The sequence below is a fragment of the Methanosarcina vacuolata Z-761 genome (assembly GCF_000969905.1).
In the GTDB taxonomy this organism is placed as follows: domain Archaea; phylum Halobacteriota; class Methanosarcinia; order Methanosarcinales; family Methanosarcinaceae; genus Methanosarcina; species Methanosarcina vacuolata.
Genome location: NZ_CP009520.1, coordinates 3,918,924 through 3,938,639, shown reverse-complemented (window position 1 = coordinate 3,938,639; position 19,716 = coordinate 3,918,924). Strand labels below are relative to the sequence as shown.

13 protein-coding genes are annotated in these 19,716 nt (G+C 41.5%); 6 read left to right on the top strand and 7 right to left on the bottom strand.

Features of this window, described 5'->3' with window-relative positions; translation table 11 throughout:
- The first annotated feature begins 220 nt into the window (after positions 1-220).
- The 4 genes from endA to MSVAZ_RS16130 all read left to right on the top strand — a co-directional run bounded on the left by endA (position 221) and on the right by MSVAZ_RS16130 (position 4,405).
- A complete protein-coding gene (endA, locus tag MSVAZ_RS16145) occupies positions 221-1,273 on the top strand; it encodes a tRNA-intron lyase (protein WP_048122624.1) in 1,053 nt (350 codons plus the stop codon).
- 124 nt (positions 1,274-1,397) lie between these two features.
- Entirely contained in the window at positions 1,398-1,793 is a 396-nt protein-coding gene (locus tag MSVAZ_RS16140) for a DUF2209 domain-containing protein (protein WP_048124232.1), read from the top strand.
- 2 nt (positions 1,794-1,795) lie between these two features.
- The gene (hflX, locus tag MSVAZ_RS16135; RefSeq protein ID WP_048122622.1) at positions 1,796-3,100 is read left to right on the top strand and encodes a GTPase HflX; all 1,305 of its coding nucleotides are present in this window, start codon (positions 1,796-1,798) and stop codon (positions 3,098-3,100) included.
- 630 nt (positions 3,101-3,730) lie between these two features.
- Positions 3,731-4,405 (top strand): PHP domain-containing protein, encoded by a 675-nt coding sequence (locus tag MSVAZ_RS16130; RefSeq protein ID WP_048122620.1) that lies wholly within the window; start codon positions 3,731-3,733, stop codon positions 4,403-4,405.
- A 107-nt stretch (positions 4,406-4,512) separates the two neighbouring features.
- Here the strand turns inward: MSVAZ_RS16130 and MSVAZ_RS16125 are convergent, their stop codons facing one another.
- Positions 4,513-5,139 carry a type 1 glutamine amidotransferase family protein gene (locus MSVAZ_RS16125; protein WP_048122618.1) on the bottom strand — a complete coding sequence of 209 codons (627 nt, stop codon included), beginning with the start codon at positions 5,137-5,139 and terminating at the stop codon, positions 4,513-4,515.
- Positions 5,140-5,361: 222 nt separating this feature from the next.
- The gene (locus tag MSVAZ_RS19010) at positions 5,362-9,354 is read right to left on the bottom strand and encodes an NB-ARC domain-containing protein (protein WP_052728012.1); all 3,993 of its coding nucleotides are present in this window, start codon (positions 9,352-9,354) and stop codon (positions 5,362-5,364) included.
- A gap of 504 nt (positions 9,355-9,858) precedes the next feature.
- Between MSVAZ_RS19010 and MSVAZ_RS21950 the strand changes: the two genes are divergently transcribed.
- Positions 9,859-12,267: a metallophosphoesterase family protein gene (locus MSVAZ_RS21950; protein ID WP_048122616.1), complete on the top strand. Its 2,409-nt coding sequence runs from the start codon at positions 9,859-9,861 to the stop codon at positions 12,265-12,267.
- Positions 12,264-15,488 carry a DNA double-strand break repair ATPase Rad50 gene (locus MSVAZ_RS16110; protein WP_048122614.1) on the top strand — a complete coding sequence of 1,075 codons (3,225 nt, stop codon included), beginning with the start codon at positions 12,264-12,266 and terminating at the stop codon, positions 15,486-15,488. The genes MSVAZ_RS21950 and MSVAZ_RS16110 overlap by 4 nt, the downstream gene beginning before the upstream one ends.
- Positions 15,489-15,650: 162 nt before the next feature.
- On the opposite strand, the gene MSVAZ_RS16105 is transcribed toward MSVAZ_RS16110, so the two are convergent.
- The 5 genes from MSVAZ_RS16105 to MSVAZ_RS16085 all read right to left on the bottom strand — a co-directional run bounded on the left by MSVAZ_RS16105 (position 15,651) and on the right by MSVAZ_RS16085 (position 19,637).
- Positions 15,651-16,439, bottom strand: a complete 789-nt coding sequence (locus MSVAZ_RS16105) for a C15orf41 family protein (RefSeq protein ID WP_048122611.1) — start codon at positions 16,437-16,439, stop codon at positions 15,651-15,653.
- Positions 16,440-17,032: 593 nt separating this feature from the next.
- The gene (locus MSVAZ_RS16100; protein WP_048122609.1) at positions 17,033-17,767 is read right to left on the bottom strand and encodes a hypothetical protein; all 735 of its coding nucleotides are present in this window, start codon (positions 17,765-17,767) and stop codon (positions 17,033-17,035) included.
- Positions 17,768-17,827: 60 nt separating this feature from the next.
- Complete coding sequence (locus MSVAZ_RS16095; RefSeq protein ID WP_048122607.1) at positions 17,828-18,679, bottom strand: ribose-phosphate diphosphokinase; 852 nt, start codon at positions 18,677-18,679, stop codon at positions 17,828-17,830.
- Between the two features lie 76 nt (positions 18,680-18,755).
- Positions 18,756-19,223 (bottom strand): cyclic pyranopterin monophosphate synthase MoaC, encoded by a 468-nt coding sequence (gene moaC / locus MSVAZ_RS16090; protein WP_048124228.1) that lies wholly within the window; start codon positions 19,221-19,223, stop codon positions 18,756-18,758.
- 228 nt (positions 19,224-19,451) lie between these two features.
- Positions 19,452-19,637: a hypothetical protein gene (locus MSVAZ_RS16085; RefSeq protein ID WP_048122605.1), complete on the bottom strand. Its 186-nt coding sequence runs from the start codon at positions 19,635-19,637 to the stop codon at positions 19,452-19,454.
- Between the last annotated feature and the right edge of the window lie 79 nt (positions 19,638-19,716).

The following is a 19,716-nucleotide window of genomic DNA, read 5'->3' as shown; positions in this document are numbered from 1 at the left end:
ATTTTGGTACCAAGTCTTTATAACAGATTAGATTATAAAAACTGAATTATAACAAATTAAACTATACATGTCAAATCGCAATAAACTAAAATATAGCAGATCAGTTTATTGCAATAAAATATAATAGGTTAGATTATACCAAACTAACTTATAAAAAGTCAGATCATAGTAAGTCAGATTGGCAACTATTTTCATTTCATTTTCTTCTCAGGTGAATCTATTGAAAACACAACTTAAAGGAGACCGGGTCCTTGCCGGAAAGGAAGCGGTAGCCGAACTTTATAAAAATGGTTACTTCGGGCGTCCTAAAGGCGAGGGGCTTGAACTCTCTCTTGTAGAAGCTGCTTTTCTCCTGTCCAGAGGAAAGCTCGAAATCGAACTCGAAGGCATACTGCTAGATTTCAGAGCCTTTTTCGAACAGGCTTCTTTGAGGCAGCCGAATTTTGAGCTGAAATACATAGTTTATAAGGACCTTAAAGAAAGGGGATATTATGTCCAGCCATCAGCTGCGGATTTCCGGGTGTATCCCAGAGGCAGCCACCCAGGAAAAAGTGCGGCAAACATTTTTGTTCATGTCCAGTCTGAAAGGCAGCTCCTTCCCGTAAAACTTCTTCAGGACTCAGTTACCTCGGCAGAGAACGTGCATAAGCAGTTTATCCTTGCTGTGGTGGATGAAGAAAGTGACCTTACTTTCTATGAGGTTAAAACCGCAGCTCCTGAAGGAGAAATGTCTGAGCTATATCCTGCTGTCAAAGCCGATGCCACTTTCCTGGAAGACAGGGTAATAGCCTGGGATGCTCAGGCTTCGGAAACTCTCTATAAAAGGGGTTTTTACGGGAAAATGCTGGACTCCGAAAGGCTTCAGCTTTCCCTTGTAGAATCCCTTTACCTCTTTTCAAGAGGCGTAATAACGGTTCGGGACAGGAAAGGTAAAGTGTTTTCGTTTGACGAGTTTGTCGAGAAAGCCTCGGAGATTGAGAGCTCTTTCCTGAGAAAGTACAGCGCATATAAAAATCTCAGGGATTCGGGACATGTGGTTAAAACCGGTTTTAAATTCGGGACGAATTTCAGGGTATACCGAAAGGTTGAGTCAATAGAAAAAATTCCGCACTCGGAATATCTTGTAAATTCCATTCCTGCGGATTTTGAATTCAGGCTTCCGGTTATGTCCGGAGCTGTCAGGCTCGCAAACAGCGTCAGGAAAACAATGCTTTTTGCGGTTGAGAAAGGAGAAGAAATCGAATACCTTGACATCAGCCGGACAAAGATGTAAATATTCGAGTGTTTATTCGAGTGTTTATTCGAGTGTTAGTTCAGACTTGACCGGAAGGAGTTTCCCTGATCTTAACGGTTCTGAATTTTATGAAAAAACAGATTTTCAGCCGATGGTGAAGCATATGTGGGATATTATCGCAGTAGACATCTCTGGCAGGCACAGGATTAAAGGAGGGTATTATATGGTATGTGCGGCTGCAGCGCTTACGGTTTCGGCTAGCCATATTGAAAAAATCAAGCAGATCAAAATACTTCCTCTCTGGCAAAAAAGAGCCCCCAGCCTGCTGGACGTCGTACAGCTAATCGAGGACACGGCTGACCAGCTTTCCTTTGAGGGTACGATTGTGGCAGAAAAGGGGGATATGTATAATAAACCCAAATGGGTAACCGAAAGTATGTTTTCCAGGGCTTTTAAATATCAGGAATCAATTGCCGAGAGACAATCGATTGAACTCGTGCACCATATATCCCTGAGCGCCCGCAATTTACTGATAAAAGAACTTGAAATCGAGGCGTAAGAATTTCAACTGAACAGAAATCCAATAACGGATCCGACAACGGTAACAGGGTAATTCTCGTTAAAAGAACAATTCCCAATTCGGACTCTGAACGTGAAGAATACCTCTTACAGGAACTCCGAGAACTTGCAAAGGCTGCAGGTTACCTGCCGGTCGGTGAGCTTAAGCAAACCAGGAATCCTGATTCAAAATACCAGCTTGGCCGGGGAAAAATAGAGGAACTTGCCGAACTTGTTAGGAGTGCGGGTGCAGAGAAAGTCATTTTCTATAACAGGCTCTCTACAACCCAGCTCTTCAATATCTCGGAAATCTGCAGATGCCAGGTTATCGATAAATTCCAGCTCATCCTTGAGATATTTGCAAAAAGAGCAACTACCCACCGTTCAAAACTCCAGGTCGAACTGGCAAGACTGAGATATGAGGTGCCAAGGGCAAGAGCTGTTGTGTCTCTCCTTAAAAAGGAGGAAAGGGCAGGCTTCATGGGGCTTGGAGACTACGAGGACTCTTATGAACAGGACCTGAAGAAGAGGATAACAAGAATTCAGAATGAGCTTGAATCTGCAGAAAAGGATGACGAATCCCTGCGGACCTTAAGGCACAGGAAAGGTTTTTCCTTGATTTCTCTTGCAGGATATACAAACGCCGGAAAAAGCACGCTTTTCAACGCAATTGTAAATGAAAGTGTTGAGGCAAAGAACATGCTTTTTACAACGCTTGTGCCCATGACCAGAGCTCTGGACCTTGGGGGGCGAAAAGCTCTTTTGACTGATACCGTGGGTTTTATAGAAGACCTTCCTCACTGGCTGGTCGATGCCTTCAAGTCCACCCTTGACGAGATTTTTCTCTCGGACCTTATACTCCTGGTAGTGGATGCAAGCGAAAAACCCGAAACGATCCTTCAGAAACTTTCGACATCTCACGATACTCTCTGGGACCGGATACGGGGAGTTCCTATTATTACCGTGCTTAATAAAGCCGATCTGGTAAATGAATCCGAGCTTGAAGCCATTATGGATCATATAGGCTATATGGCCCCGAATCCGGTCTTTGTTTCTGCGAAAAAAGGCACAGGTATGGCTGCGCTAAAAGACGAGATAATAAAACATCTGCCTCCCTGGTGTTTTTGCTCTCTTTCCCTTCCTAATTCGGAAAAAGGGATGTCAATCCTCTCATGGCTGTATGAAGAAGGAATTGTGCACAATGTTGAATTCGGAGAGCAAATCTTTCTGGATTATGAAGCAAGAACAGAAATAATTAGCCGGGCACATGCACTCCTTGAACCTCAGGAAGCTCAAAGAAGTGAGTGATTCTGCTTCGATGTTCTAAAAAGCCTGCGTCTTTGATCAAACGTTTTCAAAAAAAGTTTGAGTCTGAAATTTCTAAAAGACCTGGTTTTTGATCATACTTTTTTTGAAAAAGTTTGGATCAAACCTCTCTAAGATTTGTGCCCGAGAATATGTATCACTCCAGGGTTTTTCCGAAGAGTATAAAGCTTTTTGAATTTTATAAAAACTACTGGAATATTAATATAACGTTTTCCAATATCTTTTTCTCAGGGAGTTTTTTGTATGACCTGAATATTGTTCGTATATTCACGAAAGATATTTATATCCAGAAGTTGTTTGTTTACATGCGAACGGGTGTTTACTGAAAATGTCAGACCCTCCTAATATCCTAAACTACACCCTTAAAACCAGATTTTTGCTATGTTTCGGCCCGTTCGCAATTCCTCCATAATTTTTATCTCGTTTTTAAAACATGATTTGATCGTAAGTAAACGAAATTTCTTGTCGTAAGTAAACGAAATTTCTTGTTGTAAGTAAACGAAATTTTCTGCCGTAAGTAAACGAAATTTTCTGCGGTCTGTAATAAACTCGGATGTCGATGGACTCCCGTTTCAAAATTTATATAAATCCATTCCTCATTTTCCTGTTAGCATGAAATTCGATCTGCATGTACATTCCGAGTATTCAAAAGATAGCAAATCAAGCCATGATGACATCCTTAAAACTGCACGTAAAAAAGGGCTTGACGGGATTGCTATCTGTGACCACGACAATGTGGAAGGCGGGCTTGCCTGTGAAAAAAGAGCCCTGGAACTTGGCCTTGGGCTTACGGTCATTCCCGGGGTTGAGGTTAGTTCTTCGAAGGGCCATATCCTTGTTCTCGGAATCAGCCAGAATATCGAGCCTCATCTGAGTCCGGAAGAAACGATAGATAGAGCCAGGAAACTCGGAGGCACGGTTATTATCCCTCATCCCTTCAAGCGCAGTTCTCACGGGATAGGAAGTTTTGAAGGGCTTGACGTTGATGCCATTGAGGTCTTCAATTCCCGCTGCCTTTTTAATAGAGCCAACCGAAAAGCTGCAACCGAGGCAAAGAGGCTTGGAATTCCGGGCGTTGCAGGAAGCGATTCTCATATTCCCGAAATGGTAGGCCAGGCATACACCACGATCAATGCCTCGGAAAATACCCTTGATGCCGTACTGGAAGCAATCAGGGAAGGAAAAGTCGCCCCTGCGGGAAAAAACACGCCTACACCCATCATTCTTAAACAGATGTCAGGCAGCGCCAGGCGAAAAATTCGGAAAAAATTGTTTCGTAAAGCTTAATTCCAGCATAATGAATGTTTTCAACAATTGAAGGGTTAAAACATATTGATTTTTTGGTTCAACCGTGTAAGTTCAATCTTTATAAAATTAAATGAACTTCTTGCAGTTCATTGAATAGAGCTAATTAGTTCATAGAAATATTTCGGTTCTTGAGTACGATAAAGATTGTACCATGAATCTAACGTTTCCAGCGAGAATACGTCCAGTTTCTTCAACACATGAACAGTAAATTCCAGTGAAGCTGTTCCGGAAGCAGTAATCAGATTTCCGTCAGTTACAGCCGGTTCTTGTTTATAATACATTTCTCCTGCATAGTTTGGACACATCATTTTAAGAAATCCGAGATCATTGCTGGTGTGCCATCTATTATTCAGCATCCCTTTTTCAGCAAGTCCCATTGTAGCGCCGCAAATCGCCCCAACAACTACACCTTTCTGCAAACACTCTTCAGCCTTTTTTAGAATTGGGTCGTGAATCGGTTCTGTCCATGTATTTCCGCCAGGGAGGATCAGGGCTGCAGCATCTTCAATGATAAATTCTTCATGTCCGATATCAGGTATTATTTTTATGCCACCCATTGTAATTACAGGAGTATTATCTATGCCAACTGTGACTATTCTTAAAGGCTGCGACTCTTTTCTATAGAATCTTCCCGAGTTTAATTCAGCGCTTAAATAACCGATTTCCCAGTCAGCCATTGTGTCAAATACGTAAAGATATACTGTGCTTTTCATACGTGATCCCACTGTCTTTAAATGTAAAAGATATCTTATTTCATATTTTGATTTTATTTTATCCAGTATGTCTTATCTTCACATAAAATATCTCTATTCATAGAAAAGGCTCTGTGAGGTACTGTGTAATTGATGGGTTTTTACCTCCATACAGACGTCATTGAATACTGAAAATTTAACACATACCCCGTAGACTACAGAGTATCCATCAGAATACTTACTTTACGGAAACCAATTAGACACGTCTATAATAGCCCGAGAAATTTCAAATAAGGTTTCATCTTCACCTAAATCATTCATAACTGGAATTAATGTGATGATATTAGAAAGTAAGTTACTTCGAGGATATTCTCTGAGGATTCTAATTCCTTTTCGCCACAAAAAATAAAGTTTATTCGATGGCGAATTTCTCATGGAGGATAATGCAAAACAAAGTACATCTACTCCTACATAATCAAGTTGAATCTTTGAGGCTATTTCAAGGGCTTTTTCCATCGCTTCTTCTTTTCTTTGGCTATCCAAATGAGGGACAAGAACAGAAAGGGCATCTGCTCTGAGAATATCATCTTGAATCTTTGAAGCGATTTCAAGGGCTTTTTCTATCACTTCTTCTTTTCTTTGGACATCCAAATGAGGGACAAGAACAGAAAGGGCATCTGCTCTGAGAGTATCATCTTGAATCTTTGAAGCGATTTCAAGGGCTTTTTCTATCACTTCTTCTTTTCTTTGGACATCCAAATGAGGAATAAGAGCAGAAAGGGCATTTGATCTGTGATAGTCATCTTGAATCCTTGAGGTGATTTCAAGGGCTTTGTCCATCACTTCTTCTTTTCTTTGACCATCCAAATGAGGGACAAGAACAGAAAGGGCATTTAATCTGTAATAGTCATCTTGAATCCTTGAGGTGATTTCAAGGGCTTTTTCTATCACTTCTTCTTTTCTTTGGCCATCCAAATGAGGGACAAGAGCAGAAAGGGCATTTGATCTGTGATAGTCATCTTGAATCCTTGAAGTGATTTCAAGGGCTTTGTCCATCACTTCTTCTTTTCTTTGACCATCCAAATGAGGGACAAGAGCAGAAAGGGCATTTGATCTGTGATAGTCATCTTGAATCCTTGAGGTGATTTCAAGGGCTTTTTCCATCACTTCTTCTTTTCTTTGGCCATCCAAATGAGGGACAAGAGCAGAAAGGACATTTGATCTGTGATAGTCATCTTGAATCCTTGAGGTGATTTCAAGGGCTTTGTCCATCACTTCTTCTTTTCTTTGGCCATCCAAATGAGGGACAAGAGCAGAAAGGACATTTGATCTGTAATAGTCATTTTGAATCTTTGAAGCGATTTCAAGGGCTTTTTCTATCACTTCTTCTTTTCTTTGGCCATCCAAATGAGGAACAAGAGTAGAAAGGGCACGTGCTCTGTAATAATTATCTTGAATCCTTGAGGTGATTTCAAGGGCTTTTTCTATCACTTCTTCTTTTCTTTGGCCATCCAAATAAGGGACAAGAGCAAAAAGGGTATTTGATCTGTGATAGTCATCTTGAATCTTTGAGGCGATTTCAAGGGCTTTTTCTATCACTTCTTCTCTTTGGCCATCCAAATGAGGTACAAGAGCCAAAAGGGCATTTGATCTGTAATAGTCATTTTGACTCTTTGAAGCGATTTCAAGGGCTTTTTCTATCACTTCTTCTTTTCTTTGGCTATCTAAATGAGGAATAAGAGCAGAAAGGGCATTTGATCTAGCATAATCAAATTGAATCCTTGAGGCGATTTCAAGGGCTTTGTCCATCACTTCTTCTTTTCTTTGACCATCCAAATGAGGAATAAGAGCAGAAAGGGCATTTGATCTGTGATAGTCATCTTGAATCCTTGAGGTGATTTCAAGGGCTTTGTCCATCACTTCTTCTTTTCTTTGACCATCCAAATGAGGGACAAGAACAGAAAGGGCATTTAATCTGTAATAGTCATTTTGAATCTTTGAAGCGATTTCAAGGGCTTTTTCTATCACTTCTTCTTTTCTTTGGCCATCCAAATGAGGGACAAGAGCAGAAAGGGCATTTGATCTAGCATAATCATATTGAATCCTTGAGGTGATTTCAAGGGCTTTGTCCATCACTTCTTCTTTCATAGATTCATCATTTATTATTCGATAAATTGAGATTAATTTAGTTACTCTTTCATAAGAATCAGGTTCTTTTTGTGCGTATATAAACACTTTAGTTTCATTCCATTTTTTAGTTTCAAGAAGTGCAACCAGTAGTTCTGTAGAAATATTAGATGACAAACTGTTTATTGAAGTGTATATAAGAGCATAACGAAGTTCCAGTCCAATGAAAGAAGTTTTATTACCTTGTTCTATTTGGTGCTCTGAATTTTTTTCGGATAAATTCCAAGCTTTCATAAGATCTTCAATAAAAACTGCATTTAATTCGAGGGATTCAAGGGCTTCATACCACCCATTTTTTCCGTTTTCGGTTTCTTCAATTAATAAATTATGGATATCTTCAATCTTTCCTGCTTTCTCCATATGCCAGGTCAGGTGACTGTGGATGTAAGCATCATCTTCTAATGTATGCCATAAACCCACTTTCTGCATTTTTGATTGATAACGGTTTAATAAAGAAGTATGGGCTTCATTAAGTGTTAATCCTAAACCAGGAAGTTCTGTGCTATTTTCCGTATTAGGGGAACGTGTCAAATAATGACAGGCAATATCATGAAAAAGGTCATGTATACGATATGTTTTTAGTTTTTCATTTCCCAACTGAATTATTGAATCTTGTGTAAGCAGACCTTCTTCCCATAGAAATTCCAGCACATATCCAGCTTCTTCTTTATCTATGCCCCAAAGAGTGGAAGCCATTTTTTCATTCACTTTAATGTCGTCAGGCAGAACTCCAAGCCATATAAAATTTAAAAAGGCTTCTTCATCATAGGATCTGAGAGCTTTTAAACTTAAATTTAAAGATGCTTCCAGCCCTTCTTCTCTTTTTCCTAATACTCGTGGACTTAAAACACTAAGAAGAGCAATTTCTTCTTCAAGTGCTTCGTGTATCTTGACCCAGGGATAGTCCCTTTTTCTTCTTTTAGCTGCCAGATTTAAAGCCAATGGAAGGTAACCCACATCTTTGGCGACTTTAAGGGCGTGCTCTTTTTCATTTTCTTTCCAGGAATCTTGCAGAACTTTGGCAAATAACTCTAAAGATTGCTCTTCTGTCATTAAATTCAAAGAATAACATTTTGCACCTAAATCATCAGCTATGTAAGCTTTTCTTGTTGTTATTATAGTCTGGCAGCTGGACCCGCCTACTAAAAAAGGTTTTACATCCCTGGAGTTCCAGGCATCATCTACGACTAAAAGAATGTGTTTTTCGTAAAGCAGTGTTATCAAATGATTCGATGCTGTTTCTACCGTTGTATGATTAGATTGAGAATCTCCAAGTTCCTTTATCCAGCCATTTAGCAAAGAGAGTTTATCAGGTTCCTGACCAAGAGTAACCCAGAGTATTCCATTTGAAAAATAACTTTGGACCTCTTTATCATGAGCTACAATCTTAGCAAGGGTTGTTTTTCCAATGCCTCCCAGTCCCTGAATTGCGGTAATAGCAAGTATCCCTTGCGAATTGCTACCATTGAGGAGATGGCTTTTAATCTCTTGCATTACAGGGAGTTCTACAAAAGATTCTGTTAATGATGGGACTTGAATGGGTGCTATATGGAAAGGCTCACGAACTGGATTTCTAACTGGGTTTCTATTATTAATTTCCCAATTGTGAACAGCTGAGCCTACAACGCTGGCAAGTTCGTCGGGTGTATTAAAAAAGCTAACTGTCTTTTCAGCAGACAATTCGTTCCTTAAAGCCTCAATTTTCTCTTGATCTTCACCTTTATCAATAAGATTACGTGGCCAGGGAGCATTTTCATGTAGTAAAAATATTAAGCAATGTTTTCCTGTTTCGACTGCTTTTCTATACTCAAGTTCTGTAATGGATTTATCATATCCTTTAGGCACAAAACCGTATCGCCACGCAAAAATACCTATGTATAGATCGCAAGAGGCAACATCTTCCAGGCATTTGTCAACTGGTCTTTCGTCCCCAGCAACATAATATTCCATTGCTATATCTTCATGGCCCATTTGCCTCAAACTTAATCTTACTTTTTCACGGCATTCCTCAAGATCTTTAAAAGTAGAAGACACATATATACGAGCCATTTTATCCACCAGTTTCAACTAATTATCCAAAGCTTATCGCTAAGTATTTTCAGCCCACTGCTGAAGTCCTCTGATCTTTTTATATTGTCACGATAGGTATACTTATGAATATATAAACATGCTCAAAGTTTAACAGACGATAAGGTCTCTAAATTCAAAAAAGTTTGCAAAAAGACAGATCATAAAAACAAGTGGTAGGATTGTGCATAATTTTTCAGTAAAATCAAAGTTGCACTGGCGCACTCCGCAGCAAGCTAGCGGGGTATTCGACTGAAATAAAAGCATCATTGTAGTTCCTTGAATTGACAATTATACACACTGCGAACCACCAGAAGCCCTCCCAAAGTTTATTTTTGAATCTTATGTCAGATTTATGTCAATTAGTCAGCATTCCGGCATGAAAGATGTTAATTTCCCATCTGGAGGAAGTCTATCTTCTGTAAAAATTAGTTAATTACTAATATAGAAACCCTCATAGGATAAAAATTAGAGACTGATAGAACCATGGCCAGGGAAATTAGGATACTCCACACTGCAGACACGCATCTGGGATACAGGCAATATCATAGCGAGGTCCGGAGAAACGATTTTTTTGCAGCTTTCAAACTTGTTGTAAATGATGCGGTTGAGATGCAGGTCGATGCCGTAGTGCATGCGGGAGACCTTTTTGATTCAAGGAACCCGACCCTTGAAGACCTCCTTGATACAATAAATCTCCTGTCCAGGCTGAAGGCGGCTGACATACCTTTTTTAGGAATTGTAGGGAACCATGAGAGCAAACAGAATACCCAGTGGCTCGACCTTTTTGAGGAAATGGGACTTGCGGCAAGGCTCGGAAAAAAACCTCTAATGGTAGGTAATGCAGCCATCTACGGGATTGACAGTGTCCCAAAATCAAAAATTCCTATATTTGACTATTCAGGATTTGAGGCGCCGGGCTCTCCTGACAGTTCCAACTCTTCTGCTTCTTCCACTGATTCAAACCCTTCCACTGATTCCACTGATTCCACTGATTCCACTGATTCCACTGATTCCACTGATTCTACTTCTTCAACTGTTTCTACTTCTTCAAACCTTTCCAATTCTCCCATTTCGTCCACGTCTTCAACTCCTCCCAACCCATCTACTCCTTCTGCCTCTTCTGCCTCTTCTACTTTATCCAGCCCTTCTACTCCTTCCATCTCTTCTATCCCTTCCTCCCCTGCGGAAAACGGCTGGAAACTGCTTGTGATGCACCAGATTATGAATCCATTTCCATATGCTGAATGGGACTGTGATGAAGTGCTTGAAAACCTTCCTTTCAAGGTTGATGCAGTTCTTCTTGGCGACTACCATGAACATTCAATACTCAAAAATAAGACCGGCGAGACCTGGATTACTTACCCCGGCAGTACGGAACGGAACAGTCTGTCCGAAAAAGAAGCTCGTTCCTATAATATTATCACTCTTTCCGAAAAAGGACTTGAAATTAGCAAACGCACGATTCCAACCCGGAGATTCCTTTCCATTCGAGTAGATTTGAAAGGGGAAGATAAGCCCTATGAACAGATATTTTCTAAAGTAGATGAATATCTGGAAGATATCCCTGAATCCGTGACATTTCTGGAAATTTTCGGGGATTCGGGGGCAGTCCTGTCACAGAGCGAACTTGAGGAATACCTGCTTAAAAAAGGAGCTCTTGTGTCAAACTTTATAGACCGGAGGGCAAAAGAGTCCTTCCCGGAGGAAGTCTTAACAGTAACATTTTCTGATCCTGACCATGCCGTTGCAAGCGAGATCCGGAAAATGAACTTAAATGACGGCGGGCTGATTATTGATGAAATTGTCCGGAGCACTGATATCTCAAAGTCAAGGGTAGACGAAGAAACCGAGGACCGCCTATCGAAACTTATTGAAGCTAAAGCTACGGACTTCAAAAACCCTGATTTCAGGATAGAGATTCCCGCCAATTCTTCCAGTCCCGATGGTTCTGCTGACATTCCCAGCGCTGCAAGTTCTGCCATCACTCCCAAACTTCTGGAATTTGAAGAAATAAACCCTGATACTGTAGGAGAGGCTGGGTTTGTTGGTAAAAACGGGTCAGAGGGAATAGTTTCCGACAGGCTTGAAATTACTGAACTTTCAGGAATTCTGAGGACTTCAGACCGAATTAAGAATGCTGAAAAAAATGGTACTAAAAAGAGTACTGAGACATCAAAGAGCATTGAGACATCAAAGAGCACTGAGACATCAAAGGGCATTGAGACATCAAAAAGTACTGAGATTTCAGCCGTGAGTCCCGATAGTTCCGAATTACCAGCATCAAACTCTCAGTGTTCATCTGATTTGGAGCTTTTGAAGCCGCCTGATTCAAGATCAACAGAGCCGGACAGTAAACCTGTAGTGCCGCCTAAATCGGATATTCCACAGGAAACTTCCAGGACTTCAGGAAAAACTCAAGAGGCTGAAACCGAGTTAAGGATAGACAAAGATAGCGAGCCTGAAATTCAAGCTGAAAGTAAACCTGAAATTAAACCTAAAAGCCGAGCAGAAAGTAAACCTAAAGTTAAATCTGAAAGTAAAACTGAAACCGAACTTGAAAGTGAATCTGAAATTAAACCTGAAATTAAATCTGAAGGTAAATCTGAAGGTAAATCTAAACGTCGAGCCGAAAGTAATCTTGAAAATGAACCTCAAAATAACCCGGAAAGTGAATTTCCTGAAAGTAAACCTGAGAAGAAGAGTAGAAAGCGTTCTGAGCCCGGGGTTAAAGGCAAACCTGTAAAGGAAAATACAGACAAAGCTAAAAAGCTGCCTGAAGAGGAACCTGCCAGGGTTACAGAGTTAAATGACAAAACGGGAACAATCGGACCAAAAAAGGGAAGGAGAAAGACTGCTGTACCTCGACAGTATAACCTTGGTGATTATCTGTGAAACTCAAAAACCTGCATATTGAAAACATCCGGAGTTATAAAAAACTGGATTTTACATTTGAAGATGGAGTTACAGTCATTTCCGGGGTGAACGGGAGCGGGAAGTCCAGCCTGCTTGAAGCATGTTTTATGGGGCTTTTTGGGAGCAAAACTCTTTCAAAGGACTTTGTGCTTGCAGATGTAATCTTCAAAGGGGCTGAAAATGCGAAAATAAACCTGGGTTTTGAGCATTTAGGGCAGGACTACCTTATAGAACAGGCTTTCAGGTATTCTTCTAAAAGTGAGAACGCTTCGAATTCGAAATGCGTGCTCTATGCCGACGGGGAGAGTATTGTTGATCAGGCTACACGGACTTACGAAGAGGTCTGTTCTCTTCTGAATATGGACGAAGATGCGTACAGGAACTGTGCTTATATCAGGCAGGGCGAAATTGATGTACTCATTAATGCAAAACCAAAAGATAGGCAGCGAATGATCGACGGCCTTCTGCAGCTCGGAAAGCTCGAAGAATACAGGGAAAGGGCAGGAAGCGCAAAAACGGCTGTAAAAAGGCTTCAAAGGGACACAGGTAACAGCCTTTCGAGCGTAAAATCTGAAATTGAGGGAATTGAAAGTACAGAACCGCATGCCGTTTTGAATGGGCTCAGGCAGAAGATAAAGGAAAACGATGCTATCTTAAAAAAATATAATGAAAATAAAGAGACGGCAGCCGCCCAGAAAGAAAAACTCGACCTTATGATCACAGAGCACAGGGAACGTCTCCAGGAAATCCAGGCTCTGAAGCAGGCCCTGGTTAAATCTCAGGAAGACAAGGCTGGCTGTATCCGGGAAAAAGAAACCTTCGCCGTAGAATCCCGTGAACAAAGGCAAGCTCTGCTCAGACTGGAAGAAGAAAATAATCTTATTCGAGAAAAATGTGGTTTTGGAGATCTTGAGATTGAGGCTCTGAGCCTGCAGCAGGAAAAAGAGGAATTTCTTGCCAGAGAAAAGGTAAACGCAGTCTCAAAAGAACTTGCTCTTCTCCTCAGGGAAGAAGAGGTTCACACTCAGGCTCTGCACGACCTTGAAAACGAAAAGGCTGAGACCGAACAGACTTTGATCCATTGCAGGGAGGATATCGGGTCTACAAACCGGGAAATTGAAGGAAATAGGAAAAATATACTGAGAATCGAGGATGAAAATAAAAAGCTAAAAGAAACTGCAAAAGAGACTACAGGCTTCACGGACACTTATGAGATTCCTTTATTTATAAATGAGCTCGAAGAAAAAGAAAGCCTTCTGCGCGAACGAAAAAACGAAGCCTCGACAAAACTTGCGCTTGCTTTCAAAGAAAAAGAAACCGGAGACATAAATCTTCTCACACTCGATAAGGAACTTCAAAATGCCAGGGTCGCAGTTCGGAAAAGTAAAACAGAGATTGAAATTCTTGAAGAGGAGCTCAGGGAAAATGAAAAGGCAGTTCTGGAAGTCCAGGAGCAAAAATCCGAAGCTTCTGCAGGGTTAAAGGGTCTTGGCTTTACCGGAGAACAGCTAGAGGACCTGGAGTACCTCAGTGAACTTCTGCTGGAAAACAAAAACAGACTGCATGGGCGAGAAAAAGAGCTTGAAGCTACCGTCAGGGAGCTTGATAAAGTTATCCGTAAAAACCGGCAGCTGCTTGCCGAAGGAAAATGCCCTACATGCGGGCAGGATCTTAAAGGCTCTGAAATCGCATGCACAACCGGGGAATCCGAACAGAAGAGAGAAAAGCTTGCAGCAGAACTTCTCGATATAAAGCTCCAGCAGGCCGAAGTCGAGAAAAAACTCAATCGGCTTAAGGATGCAAAAAAGCTGGAGAAGCGGATTTCGGATTACGACATGGAAACCGAAAGACTCAAAAATAAGGCAAAAGACCTGCAAGAAAGGATAGAGATCCACAAAACCCGAACCGAGGAAGATTCCCTTAAACTTGAAGGCCTTAATAAACAAAAGGAAGAACTTGAGACCAAGATGGGTAAGCTTCTTCCTGACATTAAAGCCCTGCAGGGATGGGAGGCAGCAGCTCAAAAAGCCCATGGTGAGAGTGAAAGAGTACTTCGAGAGGCAAAAGCCTTTGAGAAAAAGCTTGCCGAAAACACCTCTGAAAGAGAAAGCCTGAACGGGAAAATCAGGACTTCCCTGGCACTGATCGAAAATTACGGGCAGAGGCTTGAAGAGCTCAATGAGAAACTAAAAGTGCTTGCCGAGCGGGAGACTCAGGAAAAGGAAAAACTCAAAACCCTGGGAGTTGAGCTTGAAACCCTGCGGAAAAAAGAAGCCGCGGTAAAAGAAACCTATGAAGAGAGTGCAAAGCGTCTCTTGAAGACAAAAAAACTCGGGGCAAACCTGATCCAGATGGATAACGTTAAGCACAAAATCTCCGAGCTTGAGGCTTCAATCAGGAACCTTGCCGAAAAAGTCGGCTTCTTTGACAGGGAAATCCTTGAAAGAAACGAACGGGTAAAACAGCTTGAAGGAAAGCTGCAGGGGAGCAGGTTCGAAGATCTTCAGTCACAGCGTGCCCAGCTTGAAGAGTATCAGGCAAACCTTACTGAAAAAATCCGGCAAATAACGGCTGCCAAAGATGCGCTCTTAAAAGAAGTCGGTATGGTCGAGAATAGTCTAAAACGTCGCAATGAGCTGAAAGAAGAACTCAAAGCTCTTGAGAACAGGCAGCAGTACCTCGAAGCCGTATATAGCAACGCCGAGGAGCTTGAGAGCATGTATATGCGCGTTCGGGCTGATATGCGGACAAAAAACATAGGAGCTCTTTCTACCCTTTTGAATGAAATGTTCAGCTTTATGTATACAAATAATGCCTATTCCCATATCGAACTTGACCCGGAATATAACCTGACGGTTTACAGAAAAGACGGCACCCCCCTTGAACCAAAACTCCTTAGCGGGGGAGAACGTGCAATCTTTAACCTCGTCCTGCGCTGTGCGATCTACAGGCTTCTTGCCATGGGTTTTGGCGGAGATAGAGCAGACGGGCTCCCCCCTATGATCCTTGATGAGCCTACGGTTTTCCTGGACCGCGGGCATATAAACCAGCTTTTGAAACTCATAGACATGATGCGCGGCATAGGTGTAGGCCAGATTATTGTGGTATCCCATGATGAATCCCTAATAGATTCGGCAGACCACGTCTTCCAGGTAGAAAAAGACCCTATTACCAATATGTCGTCTATTGCAAAGCTTTAATACAACCGTTGCGCCGGCTGGACCAAAACCGTTGCGCCGGTTTATCACGCCGATAGGGTTTGGGGCCAAGTTTCTTAAACTCAACAAATGTTGCTTGGGTTTTCGCTCAAGCCTTTTTTTAAAAGGCTTGCGGGCAAGCAGTTTTTTGAAAAGGCTTGCGATTCACCAATATACCAGATAATTAAATAGCTCGTCAATATCCTCTTGATATTCTTCAAAAAAGCTGTAGTTCTTTACAAGATAGCCTTCAGCAGGGAGATCTTCGAGATACCCGTACCAGTAGACAACCATACCTTCCCCGAAAATCTCTGCATATTCCCGAAATTGTTTCTTTGAATAATGTTCATGCTCGAACTCGTCTCCAAAAAGCGCTTTGCTTTCAATCCAGTTGACCATAAGATTGTCTATACATACGGGATTTTCCAGGACAAAATCAGGAGTCTTGCCTTCTCCCCTGGCCCGAATGTCTGCTTCGGTGCAATACGAAATTTCTCTATCATCGAGCCATTTCTGGATAAGTGCTTCTCCCATCTCTCCTTTCTTACACTGCATCTCATGGGCATGAGGCGAAAAGAAGTGATCGACATCAAGAGCTTTTTTGACTTCCTTTTGAAGACGGCGGTTTTCGATTAAATCCACATTTTTGAAGAGCCAGTTTATGCTTTTCTTGGAAATTTGACAATTTTTCATAATAAGGGATGCCATAAGGGTTGGAGGAAAGCCTGTGTATTCCGCAAGGTCAAGAATAGTGCGTCCCTGTTTCCATTTTAAAAAAAGTTCAGTTTCTCTTGAATAAACTTTCCTGTGTTTGAACCGAGTCTTTTTCACGACTTTCTGATTGAGAATTGTTGCAAGCACACCTACGGGTTTGGAATATTCCTCCGAAAGTCGAAAAACATCTTTAAAGTCATGCAGTGAGCTGTAGATTGTCTGGTATGTCTGGCGGTCCATCCTGAATCATCATATCCTTTTTTGTTTCCTTCCCGAGCATGCAAAATAAAAGTTAGCAGCATAAGTTAAGCAGCATAAGTTAAGCAGCATAAGTTAAGCAGCATAAGTTAAGCAGCATAAGTTAAGCAACATAAGTTAAGCAGCATAAGTTAAGCAGCATAGTTAAACGGCACAAAAAATGAGAATCTTAAGATATCAAAATTCTCTCTCAGACGTATAGTTGATTTCCTCATAATTCCTTCTATATTCATGGATTATAATCATTCAACATCTTTAAACTCAATGTCTTAAAATCATGAACAATCGGTTTCATAAAGGAATCAAGCAAATTCACTTAAGGAACGCCGGCGTAAAGATAATAATTTTTTTCTTCAAGGGTAAGAACCCCTTTCCGGACTTCTGCCTGTATGTCTGAGCTATTTCTTTGAGCTGGGGGGTGGTTAACTGCCAAGCCTTTTCAAAAAAGGCTTGAGCAAAAATTACTGCTAAATCTAAAACGCTATAACAGCGTGATTAACTGGCGCAACGATTGTGGGTCAACGGTTGTGGGTCAACGGTTGAGCGAAAAACAGCCATTTTCGGGCTGAAAACGGTTAACTCCAGAAATCATCTTCGTAAGTATCAGGAAGGTCTATCTCCATCGCTTTATCAAGCTTTTTGCGTTTTTCCCTGTTTTCAGGGGACTTTTCTGCTTTTTCTTCTCTCCCTGGCGGGCAAGAGGTATCTTTTTTATCGGCATCAGAAGGTGCAAAGATTGTAGTATGCTTATCTCTTGAAATGACTTTTTCCGGGGCCTTTGACTTTTCATGTACTTTTGGCTGATTGTTTGCATATATAACCGAATTCTGTTCAGCCAGCTCAGTTTTCAATCCGGGTTCCAGCCTTATAGAGACTTTCTCAGTATCACTTGGAGCATATCTTTGCCTTTCTTCAGGTTTTTCCTCAGGTTTTTCCTCAGGTTTTTCCTCAGGCTTCAGGTCAGGATTCTTTACAGTTGTGTCCTGGAAGTACCGGCTCTTAGAAGTATTCCTTTCATTTCTTTCAACAGGTTTTTCCTGAGGTCTTTTTGTGAGCCTTGAAGGGGTCCAGTCTCCTTTATTAGAGACATTATTTCTCTTAGAAAGCGGCTGCCGCCCTAGTTTTCGGAAAGTATCTTCAGCATAGGTATCCCTGTTACGGTCAGCTTTTCCGGATTTAATTTTACTTGTTACACTGTAGCCTATAAGGCAGGTGGGTTCTCTTGTTCTCCATTCAAGGCAGAAGAGGTGACACTCCCGCCCTTTACATGTCTGACTTTCATCAAGTGGACAGACTTCTGGAAGAGTCATAGTACTAGAAACAACAGAACATAAAAAATAGTTAACGGTAATAAAATTAAACTATTTTAATCAGAGTCCTTTAAGGGCATCTGCAATAAGGGGAGCAACGCTCAGCCTGCTCTCTGCTCTTTCAAGGGTGTCGGTTCCGAGAATATCCTTTACGCCCGCATTGAAGAGCCTTAAAGCTGCGTTCCTTGCAAGTACTGGATGTACACAGGCAATGTAAACATCTGCAGCCCCCTGAGATCTGAGCATTTTGATAGATCCCGCCATTGTCCCGCCTGTTGCAATCATATCGTCTACAAGGACAACGTTCCTGCCTGTTACATCGAGATTCTTTGTCTTGATTACAACTGTGTCCCCGCTGAGCCTTGTTTTCTCCAGGTGATCGTAATCAAAGCCCAGACCTAACGAGACACGCTTTACAAGCCCTTCGGCTCCCGAATCCGGAGCAAGCAGAAGTGGATTTTCCAGGTTAAGCCCTGCAATATAGTCCCCGACAAGTTTAGCTGCGTCAAGGTTTTCCGCAGAGCCAGGGAAATGTTCAAGCACACTTTTTTCGTGGATGTTTATCGTAAAGACACGGTCAGCCCTTATACAGCGGGCAATTGCACGGGCACTTATCGGCTCTCCGGGCTTGAATTTCTTGTCCTGTCTGGCATATCCCATGTAAGGGATCACGACATTGAGTTCTTTTGCTCCTTCACAGGCATCGATAAGCTGGAGCAAGGAAACAAGATCAGAATCAGTGGGCGTACTCTGAATAAGGGTTACACGCTCGTTTTCGATATCTTCTGCGATTCGGAGATAAAGTTCCCCATCAGGAAATCGATTAAACTCGGAAAGTACAGGCTCTATCCCTAAAGCCCGGGCAGTGCGGCTGGCAAGTAATTGTGATGCTGGTCCACCTATGATCTTCAAGATATATACCTCAGTCTGCGGTCTTGATATATCCCATCCTTTAAAAAGCTTATTTTTTATGGGCTTACCCTGAGCCTTATCCTTTGAGCTTTTCGAGCACCCTGATATTTTGTATTGAAGTATTTGGATAATTTCCACTGTCGTCTTTTTCTACTGATTTAACCATATCCCAGATCGTCAGCAGTGCTGCCGAAACCCCTGTTAAGGCTTCCATCTCAACTCCTGTTTTCCCGACAGTCCGGACTTTTACCTCTGCTGAAATCATCCCTTTGCCGATCTCAAAATCCACGTCTATGGCAGTTATAGGGATCTGATGGCACATTGGGATTATTTCAGGGGTCTTTTTAATCGCAAGCAAGGCAGCAACCCGTGCAGTTGCAAGCACGTTGCCTTTTTCCACGTTTCCGGTTTGGATCTTCTCTATAGTCTCCTCGGAAAGTATAATTTCTCCTGCAGCCCGCGCCAATCTAGGAACCTCACGTTTTTCGCTGATATCTACCATATGCGCTCTGCCGGACTTAATATGAGTAAACTGCTTTTCCACAAAATCACCACGTTTTTCGTACATATATAACCTTGATTTCTCTGTTTTGAGCCAACCTGGATTTCAATTCCCTTTTTATGAAATTTTAGTACTTATTTTTGAAATTAAATCTCTTTTTGGCATTTCTGGCATTTCAATGCCTTTTTAACATTCTAATGTTTTCCTGACATTCTAATGTTTTCCTGACATTTTATGCTTTTTTGGCACTTCAACACATATTTTCTCGGATCAGTCGATTCTTATTTGCTTTCTTTGGGAATAGTCTTCAATTACTTTATCCAGCTCTTCTCTAAGTTCTCTGGCTTCTTCAAGGTTGAGTTTTATAACCTGTTCGTCTTCCCCATGAAAAATCGTAACTCTTATCCGGTTTCTTTCTATTTTCAGCTCGATTTTTCTTTCAGCTTCATGTACCATACTAATTGCCTCCCCTTAGCAAATTTACAGTATTTTATACTTACTTTACTCTATCTCTGATACTCAATCTCTGATACTC

Excerpts from the sequence above, each read along its gene's own strand:
- MSVAZ_RS16140 (WP_048124232.1), top strand. The coding sequence starts at position 1,398 with ATGTGGGATATTATCGCAGTAGACATCTCTGGCAGGCACAGGATTAAA.
- MSVAZ_RS16130 (WP_048122620.1), top strand. The coding sequence starts at position 3,731 with ATGAAATTCGATCTGCATGTACATTCCGAGTATTCAAAAGATAGCAAA.
- MSVAZ_RS16125 (WP_048122618.1), bottom strand. The coding sequence starts at position 5,139 with ATGAAAAGCACAGTATATCTTTACGTATTTGACACAATGGCTGACTGG.
- MSVAZ_RS19010 (WP_052728012.1), bottom strand. The coding sequence starts at position 9,354 with ATGGCTCGTATATATGTGTCTTCTACTTTTAAAGATCTTGAGGAATGC.
- MSVAZ_RS21950 (WP_048122616.1), top strand. The coding sequence starts at position 9,859 with ATGGCCAGGGAAATTAGGATACTCCACACTGCAGACACGCATCTGGGA.
- MSVAZ_RS16105 (WP_048122611.1), bottom strand. The coding sequence starts at position 16,439 with ATGGACCGCCAGACATACCAGACAATCTACAGCTCACTGCATGACTTT.
- MSVAZ_RS16100 (WP_048122609.1), bottom strand. The coding sequence starts at position 17,767 with ATGACTCTTCCAGAAGTCTGTCCACTTGATGAAAGTCAGACATGTAAA.
- MSVAZ_RS16085 (WP_048122605.1), bottom strand. The coding sequence starts at position 19,637 with ATGGTACATGAAGCTGAAAGAAAAATCGAGCTGAAAATAGAAAGAAAC.